Source organism: Streptomyces sp. MZ04 (assembly GCF_004684775.1).
Taxonomy (GTDB): Bacteria; Actinomycetota; Actinomycetes; order Streptomycetales; family Streptomycetaceae; genus Streptomyces.
The window spans coordinates 1-11,427 of record NZ_SRIC01000260.1 but is presented as its reverse complement, the minus strand read 5'-3'; the positions used below and the strand labels follow the sequence as shown (position 1 = coordinate 11,427).

The window sequence follows — 11,427 nt, the reverse complement described above, 5'->3', positions numbered from 1 at the left end:
CCCACCCATCCCGATCTGACGGTACGTCATATCTGACGACGCACACATCGTCGTAGCTGATGGACCGTCAGGCAAGGGGTGGGGGCAAACCGCCAGGCACGGAATGGGGCATGAAGAAGGGCCCGGCCTCCCCCACGGGAACGTCGGACCCTCCCCACAGCATCACGCCCCGGCGGCCCACAACCCTTCACTCGTGAGCCCGAGCAGCTCGATGGCGTTCCCCCGCACGATCCGGTCGACGACGTCCGGTGCGAGGTGCCCCATCTGCGACTCCCCGACCTCACGGGACTTGGGCCAAGTCGAGTCGGAGTGCGGATAGTCGGTCTCGTAAAGGACATTCCCGACCCCGATCGAGTCGAGGTTCTTCAGCCCGAAGGCATCATCGAAGAAGCACCCGTACACATGCTCCGTGAACAGCTCGGACGGCGGCCGGTGCACCTTGTCGGCGACGCCGCCCCACCCCCGGTTCTCCTCCCACACCACATCCGCACGCTCAAGAATGTACGGAATCCACCCGATCTGCCCTTCCGCATACATGATCCTGAGATTCGGGAAGCGCTCGAACTTCCCGCTCATCAGCCAGTCCACCATCGAGAAACAGCAGTTGGCGAAGGTGATGGTCGACCCCACGGCCGGCGGCGCGTCCGCCGACGTACTCGGCATCTTGCTGCTCGACCCGATGTGCATGGCGATGACGGTGCCGGTCTCGTCGCAGGCCCGCAGGAAGGGATCCCAGTCGTCGGTGTGGATGGACGGCAGCCCCAGGTGGGGCGGTATCTCGGAGAACGCGACGGCGCGCACGCCACGGGCGGCGTTCCTGCGGACCTCGGCGGCGGCGAGCTCGGCATCCCAGAGAGGGACGAGAGTGAGCGGAATGAGACGGCCGTGCGCCTCGGGCCCGCACCACTCCTCCACCATCCAGTCGTTGTACGCGCGCACACCGAGCAGCCCGAGTTCGCGGTCCTTGGCCTCGGTGAAGGTCTGCCCGCAGAAACGGGGAAACGTGGGGAAACAGAGGGCGGACTGGACGTGATTGACGTCCATGTCGGCGAGGCGCTCCGGAACGCTGAACGAGCCCGGCCGCATCTGCTCGTACGTAATGATCTCGAGCTTGATCTCGTCCCGGTCATACCCGACGGCGGTATCGAGCCGAGTAAGCGGCCGATGGAGATCTTCGTACACCCACCAGTCCCCGATGGGTCCTTCATCCCCCTTGGCCCCCATCACGGGCGCGAACTTACCGCCCATAAAGGTCATTTCCTTCAGTGGCGCACGTACGACGCGGGGTCCGCTGTCGCTGTATTTGGCCGGGAGACGGTCCTGCCAGACATGGGCGGGCTCGACGGTGTGGTCGTCCACCGAGATGATCCTCGGGAACGTCGGAAGGGTCTCAGCGGTGTCCATGGCGTCCACGGTAGCGCCGATCTGACGACCCGTCAGCTCCCTTGCAGGCTCTCTTGCGCGCTCTCTGTACGCCGATGAATGCTCGGCCGCTCGTGCGAGGACCCTGTGAGAGCCGTCTCGCGGAGCTGACGCATCCGCCATGAACAAGGCAAACTGGCGGGGAACAAGAACCACGAACCGGATAGGAACCGGATAGGAACCGGATGGAACCGGATGGAACCGGATCGGATCCGGCTTCGATCCGGATTCGATCCAGATCTGGTCCGCATAGACGCACGGCAAGCGCGGGTAGGGCAGCCCCGCGACGCACAACCAGGCACGGCGACAGCCGGTCACGGCAGGGCAGCAGGGGGAGCGATGGACGGTGTACCGCGAGTACCGGAGCAGCGGCGTCCGGCCACGGGGGGCACCCCCGAGGCCGAACAGGCGTCGCGGTTCAGCGTGCTCGGGCCTGTACGCGCGTGGCTCGGCGCCAAGCAACTCTCCATGGGCTCGCCGCAACAGCGTGCCCTCCTTGCGGCCCTCCTCATGCGTGACGGCCGCACGGCCACGGCGTCGGAGCTGATCGACGCGGTATGGGGCGACGACCCGCCCTCGCAGGCGCTGGCGGCGGTCCGTACGTACGCCTCGCGTCTGCGCAAGGTGCTCCCGCCGGGCGTCCTGGTCAGCGAGGCGGGCGGCTACGCGGTGGTGGTCGCCTGCGGCGCGCTCGACCTCACCCTCGCCGAGGACCTGTGGGCGGAGGCCGAGAAGGCACGCGGCGTGGCCGACCTGTGCCAGGCGCGCACGCTGGTCAACAAGGCACTGAGCCTGTGGGACGGCGAACCCCTGGCGAATGTTCCCGGCCCATACGCGGAGACGCAGAGGGCCCGCCTGGAGGAGTGGCGGCTTCAGTTGTTGGAGTCGCGCTTGGACATGGACCTGGAGGTCGGCTGCCACGCGGAGTCGGTCTCGGAGCTGACGGCCCTGACGGCAGCGCACCCCCTGCGGGAGCGGTTGCGCGAGTTGCTGATGCTGGCCCTGTACCGCAGCGGCCGCCAGGCGGAGGCGCTGGCGGTGTACGCGGACACGCGCCGCCTCCTCGCGGACGAGCTGGGGGTGGACCCCCGCCCCGGCCTGAAGGAGTTGCAGCAACGCATCCTGCAGGCGGACCCGGCGCTGGCGGAACCTTCGGCGGCGGCTCCGGAGCCGGCGGCGGCGGTGGTACGCCCGGCCCAGCTCCCGGCGACGGTCCCGGACTTCACGGGTCGGGCGTCGTTTGTCGATGAGTTGAGCGAGATCCTCTCGGCTGCGGAGGGCCGGGTGATGGCGGTCTCGGCGCTGGCGGGCATCGGGGGCGTGGGCAAGACAACGCTGGCGGTGCATGTGGCGCACGTGACGCGCACGCACTTCCCGGACGGGCAGTTGTACGTGGACCTGCAGGGGGCGGGCGCGAGGGCGGCGGAGCCGGAGACGGTCCTTGGCGCTTTCCTGCGGGCACTGGGCACTTCGGATTCGGCGATCCCGGACTCCTTGGAGGAACGTTCGGCACTGTATCGCTCGACCCTGGACGGCCGCCGGGTCCTGGTGGTCCTGGACAACGCTCGGGACGCGGCCCAGGTGAGACCGCTGCTTCCGGGCATGGAGGGCTGCGCGGCACTGGTGACGAGCCGTATCCGGATGGTGGATCTGGCGGGCGCGCACCTGGTGGACCTGGACGTGATGTCTCCGGAGGAGGCCCTGCTCCTGTTCACCCGGATCGTGGGCGAGGAGCGGGTGCAGTCGGAGCGTAAGGCCGCGCTGGACGTGGTGGCGGCGTGCGGCTTCTTGCCGCTGGCGATTCGTATCGCGGCGTCGCGGCTGGCGGCCAGGCGTACGTGGACAGTGTCGACGCTCGCCGCGAAGCTGGCGGACGAACGCCGCCGCCTGGACGAACTCCAGGCGGGCGACCTGGCGGTGAAGGCGACGTTCGAGCTGGGCTATGGCCAGCTGGAGCCGGCGCAGGCGCGGGCGTTCCGCCTCCTTGGCCTGGCGGACGGTCCGGACCTCTCCCTGGCGGCGGCTGCGGCGATGCTCGACCTGCCCCTCGAGGAGACGGAGGACCTCCTGGAGGCCCTCGTCGACACGTCGCTGGTGGAGTCGGCGGCGCCGGGTCGCTACCGATACCACGACTTGGTTCGCCTCTACGCGCGTGCGTGCGCGGAGCGGGATGAGCAGCCGCCGAGTGAGCGGGGGGCGGCCATGTCGCGGTTGCTGGACTTCTACTTGGCTTCGGCGGCTCGGGTGTACGCGATAGAGCGGCCTGGTGACCGGACTGTGGACCATCTCGAAGTGACGGAGTATGTCGGCCAGGACTTCAGCGACGATGCGAAGGCGCTGGACTGGCTGCACTCGGAGGCGGCTTGCATTCTGGCTTGCGTGCAGCAGTCGCTGGGCGAGGGGACTTTGCGACGGGCGGTTGATCTGCTGCTGGCTTCCAAGGACTTGGCGGAGTCGGGAGCCAGTTCGCTTCGGTATGAGCTGGCGACTTGCGCGGCGCGGGATGCGGCTGCGGCAGTGGCAGATGCCCACGCTGAGGGACGGGCGCGAGTCGCCCTCGCCCAGGTCCTGAGCAAGGTGGGGCACTTCGACAAGGCCTCGGCCGAGCTGCGGCCTGCCGCGAAGCTCGGCGGCACATCCGGAGACCCCTGGACCTGCGGCAACGCGCCGAACGAGCAGGGGATCATCGCGTACTGCATCAACCAGCATGCCGACAGCGAGGCATACTTCGTCAAGGCGATCGACGAGTTCCGCGCTGATTCCAACAGGGCCGGGGAGGCCAGCGCCCTTTGCAATCTCTCCCGCGCGCTCGTCGAGTTGGGGCGAACATCCAAGGCGATTGAGCTCGCCCGGCAAGGGATAGCCATCTACGACGATCTCGGCCTCACCTTCCGTCTCGCCAACGCGAAGAGCGCCTTGGGTATTGGCCTGAGCCACGCCGGCCGTCACGAGGAGGCACTTGACCAGCTCGTTGACGCTTTGAAGGTGTTCGTGGAGAACCGCCAACGGCTGTGGGAGGGGACGACTCACTTCCGCATCGCCCAGGTTCACCTCTCGGCCCGCCGGTCAGCGCAAGCGGCACAGCATGCCGAACAGGCCCTCAGCACCGGTTGCGTCGGCGGTGATTGGATGCGTGCCAACGTTTTGACCCTCCTGGGCAGGTCCCTCCACAACATCGGGCAAATTGACCGCGCGCGGGCGTGCTGGCGGGAAGCTCTGGCTATTCACGAGAGCACGGGGGCACCAGAGGCCGACGAAGTGCGGAGGCTCATCTCCCCGATCGCGGCGGTCTGACGGGCCTCCGAAGGCGTTCATCGAACGTTTATGGGCTACTGCCACTCTCTAGACATCGATCCGTCGCGTCGGGGGGCAGACGGGTCGCATGGGGCCCCACGGCTAAAGTGATCGGCCCTGAAGCGCCCGTTCGGCGACCCTCGGGGGAGTTGCCGAATGGGCGCTTCGCCTCAGCGCACCGTCAACCCAAAGGAGTCTCAACCATGAGCGACGCCAAGAAGAACGAGGACATCACGACCATGGGCGACGGCCACGTCCCCGCCCCGCCGAAGGACGGCATAACCACGAAGGGCGATGGCCACGTCCCTGCCCCGCCGAAGGACGGCACTGTGACCCCCCTGGGCGACGGTCACGTTCCCGCCCCCCCGGCGAAGGACGCCTAAAGACTTACATCCTGACGGGGGTCGGCCGCGGTGGCACGGAGGGGGAGCCACCGCGGCCGACGTATCCCTGGGGCGGTCTCGATCAGGTCATCTCGTGGCCAGTTCCAATCAAACGGATTGAACACTTGTCCCCCTCGCCACTTGCGTCACTGTCGTCGGAAGTCCGCCTCTCCCAAGGAGTTGGAATGACCCGCACCAAGAAGATCCTCGTCACCGTCGCGATCGCGGCTGCCGCTGCAGGCGGTGCGTCGGCCCCGGCGTTCGCCGACAGCCACTCGCCGATCACGACGCAGGGTGAGGGCCACACGCCGGTCGCACCGCTGGACGAGGGCCACACGCCGGTCGCACCGCTGGACGAGGGCCACACGCCGGTCGGCCCGCTCGGCGAGGGCCACACCCCGTAATCAGCGGGGCCAGTCCGCCACTACCGAGCTGGCGAAGCAGTACGGGGTCGAGCTTTCGCTCGACCCCGTCAAAGCGCCCTGATGAGTACGCGCCCCGGACACAACTTCACCAAGTCGTCCTCGTCCGACGTGTACAGCACGACATTCCCCGGCTGCTGCCCCGCGATCACCGCAAGCGCCGCCTCAATCGCGTACTTGTGGCCGTCCAGCCCCGTCTCCGCCAGCAGCGCGACCGCCTCATCTGCGACTTCCCGCGTCGCAGGCTCCACAACGATGCGGGACATCACCCACGCCCAGGCCTGGCGTCGGATCTGGCCGTGGTACGCCTCGATCAGGGTCACACCTGGCAGAAGTCCTCGTTCTCCGGTGGCGGCGACGGCGCCAACTGCGTAGAGCTCAGCACGACGCAGAACACCGTCCGCCTCCGCGAAAGCGACGCCCCGTCCCTCGAACTGAAGACCACCACTGCCCGCTTGGCGACCCTCATAGCCGCAGTGAAGACCGGAAGGTTCGACGAGTCGGCCGCACGGCCATGACCCGCCTCGCACCCCTCACGCACGACCTGAAGTGATCAGCGTGAGCTCAGCGAGCCCTCCTCCGTGACCGTCAGGCGCGCCTGGTGGCCGCCTGGCGAGCAGTTGCGGCCGTTGGGATAGGTGGGCTTCGGGGTGGTGCTGATCTGTCGGTCGAGCACGGTGGCTCCGCGCTGGTCCTTGAAGACCAGCGTGACGCGTATCGGCTTTTTCGGCAGGTCACGTATGGCCGCGAAGCCAGGCCAGATGGGCGGTTCGGAGGTCTGGGGGGTCTGGGAGGTCCTGGCTGCCGGGCCTTCTGTGGCGGTAGCGGATTCCGTGGTCATCACGGGGTTCCCTGGAGTTGCCGGGTTCCCTGGAGTTGCCGGGTTCCCTGGAGCTGCCGGCTCCTCCGGCGAAATCTCCCTCAACTGCAGCGCGCGCTTCCGGCATGTGCCGTCCCAGCACGCCGTGAGGGTCGCCTCGGCCACGCTGCTCGCCGGCTCCGGGTGAACCTCGACCCGGATTCCAGCGGGCGTGCCGATCAGGGTGCAGGGATGGGTACCTCCCGCAGAAACCCCGCACCCGGTCAGCAACGCCAGAGCCGCCGCCAGGGGTACTGCCAATCCGACGTCGTGTCGCACGAAGGCTCCTCGGCAACGGTCTGCGTTCTGATCAATGGCCACACATGCTCGCATGGCAACTGCGCCGTGCCTTCTAGAAAACCAGTGGATCGGCGCCGCTGTGTGCCACTACTTTGCTGCCGAACCACGTCGTCTAGGCAAGGGCGTTCCGTTGTACACCGCGTGAGACCTCCCGAGTGCTGATTCGTCGCGCGTCGCGCATATGCGCCGCGCTGCTTTTTGCTGCGGACTTCTCACTGAAACCGGTGTACTTCTGTGCTCAATAGCTGGGTGGTCATGCCCACCTGCCTTCCTACCGTTCTCCGCCGTTGCCACGCGTGCGCGTCCGATCGCTTCCGCGCGAACGGCAAATTTCGCGTCAACGCAAACCACAAGCTCCTCGACGCCTGGCTCCTCGTGCTCTGCAGTGCTTGCGGAGACACGGCAAAGCTGACGGTCTTCGAGCGGGCGAATGTGCGCTCCGTACGGCCTGAGCTGCTGGACCGGATGCACGACAACGACCCTGGACTGGCCGCCGAGTTGCTCCAGGATCCGGTCGTACGGCGCCGTAATCGCATCGCCCTCGACTGGGACAACGCCTGGCGCCTCGACACCGGCGGATCGGATCACCTGGGGCGCGAGGTAATCGACGTCTCGGTCCGCTTCGCGGCCCGGATCCCTGTCCGGCCGGTGCGACTGATCGCTGACGGTTGCGGTCTTTCGCGGGCCGAGGTCGAGCGACTGATGGCGGAGGGGAAGCTCGTTTCGGCGGCGCGGCTGAGCGGCAAGCTCTCCGGCGACTTCACCTTCATGCTCAAGCGCTGAGCCTGGGGCTTTGCTGGACCGGTGCTTGATTGGCGCCGGGGCCGCCAACCTAGTAACAGCGGGCGGCCCCGGCGCCCCCTCGATGCCGGTGCGTCGAAGCCCCCTGGCGGCGCCCCGTATCAGACCTCGACCAGGCTCCCCAGGTCGATGTCGACCGGGAACGGCACCTCAGTGGTGAGCTTGCCGGTATGGACAGGGCTGTCGGGGCTCGGGACGAAGACGCCGGACTCGTGGTGGCGCCAGAACTCGTGCACGACCGGGATGTCGTCCTCGCCCCGCTCGACGCGCCAGTAGTAGGAGATCCCGGCCTCGGCGTACATACCCGGCTTGCGGAAGCGATCGTCGGTGCGCGAGCCGGGCGAGACGACCTCGACGGCCAGGACGACGCTGGCGACCGGAGTGCACTCCAGGGTGCGGACATCGAGGCCGGTCTTGTCGAAGACCACGATGTCGGGCTTGGGGACGGTGTACTCGTCGAACATGGTCCACCGCTCGACGTTGGCCGCGTACGGCTCCCGCCTGGCAGTCCGCAGGTGAAAGTACAGCTCGTCCCGCACCTGGTCGTGCCACCACTTCGTCGCCCCACGTACCACGATGTTCCCATCCACGAGTTCCCAGTCGAACGGGACGTCCAGCTCTTTGACCTGGTCGTACGTCCAGCCGACTTCCTCCGGCGGGTACATCCAGTTCTCGGAGGTGGCCTGCGTCCGCTGGTCACTGCTGTGTGCCTCTGCGGCCATGACTGCTCCCATGGAGGAGATCGTGGAGGGACTTGGCGTGCTGTGTTACCCATACGACGTTATCGCCACTCCCTCGAGTGAGGCGGCAACGTTCCTGCGCTCGCGCCGCGGCTACGCCTTGCCCGAGTAGAAGAGGGAGCAGTCGGAGTACTGCCGCTTGACCATGCAGATCCGCACCTTCACCGTCTTGCCCTCGGCGATGTTGCCCGTCTTCCAGCCACTCCAGTACGGGGCCGAGTGCCCCCTGGTCGAGGCCGTGCGGCTGCCGTAGGAGAGCATCGCCTCCACGCTCCAGCCGTCCGCCATGTGGTCGTACGCCCGCAGCGCGTCCCCAGGCGCTCCGCTCACCGGATCCGCGTTCCACTCCGCCTTTCCGGAGTAGTTGTGGTTGGTGTAGACGGCGACGTTGAAGCTGCCGTTGGACGAAACGGCCGTCTTCTCGAAGACAACACCCACGACGCTAAGCTCACCGGCCAACGGATCTCCAACGCGCGGAAGTGCAGAGGGCGTTGGGCCAAGCCTGAGGAGAACGTGGCAGAGTCACTGCCATGGTCCGCATGGTCACGTCACCGCAGAGACTGCCGCGCCTCGGCGCGGTGTCCGCCCTCCTCATAGGCGCCGCCCTCGCATCACTCACCGGCTGCGGCGAGCAGCAGCGGCACGACACCACCGCCGACGCCCCCGCCTCCAGCCAGAGCCCCAGCTCCAGCTCCAGCTCCAGCCCCGGCGCCTCCCCCTACGTAGAACCCGGCGTCGTCGACGGCGCGCCCCACAACGGGGACAACAACGCCTACCGCCGCCCCGGCGACATGTCCCCGGCCGACGAGGAGGCCGCCCAGGCCGAGGCCGCCCGCATGGAACCCGTACTCAAGCGGCTCCACAAGGCAAAGAAGTGGGACCCGGAGAGCGTGCAGGCCGCGCTCACCGGCAAGCTCGGGTACGAGATCCGGAAGGTCACCAGCCGCGGCAAGCTGCTCGGCGGCGAGCTCGACGTGCAGCCGATCCGCTCGCGCTACGAGGGCGAAACGGACGAGTACGTCACGCCCGAAGGGGCTTCGATCGGTCTCTACGTCGGCCGGCACGCCTGCGTCACCGCCTTTGTGCAGCCCACCAACTACGGCGTGAAGACCAACGGCCCCTTCCCGGAGACCGGCTGCATGGAACCGCCCATCGGGCACTGACTCACCGAAGCCGAATCCGAAGCCGAAGCCCCCGCAGCCACTCCACCAGCAGCCCGTTCACCTCATCCACCCGCTCCTGCTGCACCCAGTGCCCGCACCCCTCCAGGATGTGCGAGGACACCAGGCCGGGGAGCGTCTCGGGGTACGCCGACCGGCAAGAGGTTTGCCAGGTCGGCAAAGTTCCCTGGGAATACGACCCTGAATAGGGTCACGTCATCGGCAGCGAGACACCGCCACCACCCGCCTTCGTCGTCGAGGTGGAAAGACGCGTCGAAGAGATCGTGCGCGCGGCCGAGGCCCTCCATCTCTGGCCGAACTGACCGAGGACTGAGGCCGCCTTCAGGGCGGCGGGATCCTGTTCCCGCACCGGAAACTCGTTGGACAGCCGGACCGCACCTCCCCGATAGTCCCGGCCATGACTTCCCTCGTGCGCCACCTCACATTCGACTGTTCCGACGCCTACCGCCAGGGCACCTTCTGGGCCGAGGCCCTCGGCGGGAAACTCTCCGACGAGGACTTCCCCGGGGACCCGGAATCCCTGGTCGAGGCCGAAGGGATAACCCTGCTCTTCGTCACCGTGCCCGACGCGAAGACCGTCAAGAACCGTGTCCATGTCGATCTGCAGCCGCAGGACCGCACCCGCGACGAAGAGGTCGAGCGGCTTCTCGCGCTCGGGGCAAAGCTCGTGGGCGATCACCGGCTGCCCGACGGGCGCGGCTGGGTCACCCTCGCCGACCCGGAGGGCAATGAGTTCGACGTCGAGCGCAGTGCCGGCGAGCGCGCGGCCGCCACCAGCTAGCCGTTGACCGGCCGCCGACTATCCCCTCTTGCCCCGCAGTTCCTGCTTCAGGACCTTGCCGCTCGCGTTCCTCGGCAGCTCCGTCACGAACTCGATCCGCCTGGGGACTTTGTAGTTGGCCATCTCCCGGCGCGACCAGGCGATCAGGTCGTCGGAGGTCAGGACCGCGCCGGGTCGGCGCACCACGTACGCCTTGCCCACCTCGCCCAGGCGCGGGTCCGGGACGCCGATCACCGCCACGTCCGCCACCTGCGGGTGTACGCCGATGAGTTGCTCTATCTCGGCGGGGTAGGCGTTGAAGCCGCCGACGATGAACATGTCCTTGATGCGGTCGGTGATGCGGAGGTTGCCCGCCTTGTCGAGGACTCCGACGTCGCCCGTGCGCAGCCAGCCGTCCGGTGTAAGCGCCTTCTTCGTCTCCGCCGGGTCCTCGAAGTAGCCCTGCATGACGTTGTGTCCGCGGACCAGGATCTCGCCGGGGCGGCCCGGCGAGAGCGTCTCGCCGCCGGGGGAGACCACCCGGACCTCCGTGTCCGGGATGGCGCGGCCCGAGGTGGAGGCGATGATCCGCGCGGCGTCTCCCTGGCGGCACATCGTGACGATGCCGCTCGCCTCCGAAAGGCCGTACGCCGTCAGGACCGTGGCGATGTGGAGTTCGCTGCGCAGGCGTTCCACCAGCTGGAGGGGTACCACCGCCGCGCCCGTCACCACCAGGCGCAGGGCCGACAAGTCGTGCTGGTCGCGGGACGGGTGGTCGAGGAGTGACTGGTGCAGGGTCGGCGGGCCGGGGAGGACGGAGATCCTCTCCGCCGCCACGTTCGCCAGCACCGTGTCCACGTTGAAGACCGGCTGCGGGATCATCGTCGCGCCCCGCATCAGGCAGGCGATGATCCCCGCCTTGTAGCCGAAGGTGTGGAAGAAGGGGTTCACGATCAGGTAGCGGTCGCCCTCGCGCAGGCCCGCGAGCTCGCTCCAGACGCCGTAGCAGCGCAGGGTCTGGGCGTGCGTGATGACCGCGCCCTTGGGGCGCCCTGTCGTGCCCGAGGTGTAGATGATGTCCGAGGGCGCCTCGCCGTCGACATCGTCCGCGCGCGCCCGGACCTCCTTCGCACTCACCCCGTCGCCACTCGCGACGAAGTCCTTCCAGGAACGGAAGTCCTCCGGAGCGTCGTCGGACAGGACGACCACCTGCTCCAGATGCGGAAGGCCCGGCAGCGGGCCGTCCCCCCGGCCGTCCCCCCGGC

Annotated in this window: 13 protein-coding genes; 7 read left to right on the top strand and 6 right to left on the bottom strand. The window is 68.0% G+C overall.

Annotation, left to right across the window (positions count from 1 at the left end; translation table 11 throughout):
• Positions 1-162: 162 nt before the first annotated feature.
• On the bottom strand, positions 163-1,404 hold the full coding sequence (locus E2651_RS34585) for an amidohydrolase family protein (protein ID WP_135335217.1): 1,242 nt from the start codon (positions 1,402-1,404) through the stop codon (positions 163-165).
• A 357-nt stretch (positions 1,405-1,761) separates the two neighbouring features.
• Between E2651_RS34585 and E2651_RS34580 the strand changes: the two genes are divergently transcribed.
• The 3 genes from E2651_RS34580 (at position 1,762) to E2651_RS34570 (ending at position 5,503) form a co-directional block, all read left to right on the top strand.
• Entirely contained in the window at positions 1,762-4,716 is a 2,955-nt protein-coding gene (locus tag E2651_RS34580; protein WP_135335216.1) for a BTAD domain-containing putative transcriptional regulator, read from the top strand.
• 203 nt (positions 4,717-4,919) lie between these two features.
• Positions 4,920-5,099 (top strand): sigma-like protein, encoded by a 180-nt coding sequence (locus tag E2651_RS34575; protein ID WP_135335215.1) that lies wholly within the window; start codon positions 4,920-4,922, stop codon positions 5,097-5,099.
• Between the two features lie 185 nt (positions 5,100-5,284).
• Positions 5,285-5,503, top strand: coding sequence for a hypothetical protein (locus E2651_RS34570; RefSeq protein WP_135335214.1), 219 nt, complete (start codon positions 5,285-5,287; stop codon positions 5,501-5,503).
• Between the two features lie 68 nt (positions 5,504-5,571).
• On the opposite strand, the gene E2651_RS34565 is transcribed toward E2651_RS34570, so the two are convergent.
• Positions 5,572-5,844, bottom strand: a complete 273-nt coding sequence (locus E2651_RS34565; protein ID WP_245239412.1) for a hypothetical protein — start codon at positions 5,842-5,844, stop codon at positions 5,572-5,574.
• On the opposite strand from E2651_RS34565, the gene E2651_RS34560 reads away from it, so the two are divergent.
• A complete protein-coding gene (locus tag E2651_RS34560) occupies positions 5,821-6,039 on the top strand; it encodes a DUF397 domain-containing protein (protein ID WP_209446314.1) in 219 nt (72 codons plus the stop codon). The two genes, E2651_RS34565 and E2651_RS34560, sit on opposite strands and share 24 nt — an antisense overlap.
• A 35-nt stretch (positions 6,040-6,074) precedes the next feature.
• On the opposite strand, the gene E2651_RS34555 is transcribed toward E2651_RS34560, so the two are convergent.
• Positions 6,075-6,362, bottom strand: a complete 288-nt coding sequence (locus E2651_RS34555) for a hypothetical protein (RefSeq protein WP_135335213.1) — start codon at positions 6,360-6,362, stop codon at positions 6,075-6,077.
• Positions 6,363-6,914: 552 nt separating this feature from the next.
• Here E2651_RS34555 and E2651_RS34550 point away from each other — a divergent pair.
• Positions 6,915-7,463 carry a DUF1062 domain-containing protein gene (locus E2651_RS34550; RefSeq protein ID WP_135335212.1) on the top strand — a complete coding sequence of 183 codons (549 nt, stop codon included), beginning with the start codon at positions 6,915-6,917 and terminating at the stop codon, positions 7,461-7,463.
• Between the two features lie 119 nt (positions 7,464-7,582).
• Here E2651_RS34550 and E2651_RS34545 read toward each other — a convergent pair whose 3' ends face one another.
• Both E2651_RS34545 and E2651_RS34540 read right to left on the bottom strand, forming a co-directional pair.
• Positions 7,583-8,203, bottom strand: a complete 621-nt coding sequence (locus tag E2651_RS34545) for a Uma2 family endonuclease (RefSeq protein ID WP_135335218.1) — start codon at positions 8,201-8,203, stop codon at positions 7,583-7,585.
• A 111-nt stretch (positions 8,204-8,314) separates the two neighbouring features.
• Positions 8,315-8,659, bottom strand: a complete 345-nt coding sequence (locus E2651_RS34540; RefSeq protein WP_245239411.1) for a hypothetical protein — start codon at positions 8,657-8,659, stop codon at positions 8,315-8,317.
• 92 nt (positions 8,660-8,751) lie between these two features.
• Here E2651_RS34540 and E2651_RS44795 point away from each other — a divergent pair, with 92 nt between their 5' ends.
• Positions 8,752-9,384 carry a hypothetical protein gene (locus E2651_RS44795; protein WP_245239410.1) on the top strand — a complete coding sequence of 211 codons (633 nt, stop codon included), beginning with the start codon at positions 8,752-8,754 and terminating at the stop codon, positions 9,382-9,384.
• A gap of 415 nt (positions 9,385-9,799) precedes the next feature.
• On the top strand, positions 9,800-10,183 hold the full coding sequence (locus tag E2651_RS44320; RefSeq protein ID WP_167828979.1) for a VOC family protein: 384 nt from the start codon (positions 9,800-9,802) through the stop codon (positions 10,181-10,183).
• 18 nt (positions 10,184-10,201) lie between these two features.
• On the opposite strand, the gene E2651_RS34520 is transcribed toward E2651_RS44320, so the two are convergent.
• The coding region (locus E2651_RS34520) for an AMP-binding protein (RefSeq protein ID WP_135335208.1) at positions 10,202-11,427 on the bottom strand (1,226 nt) is incomplete at its 5' end.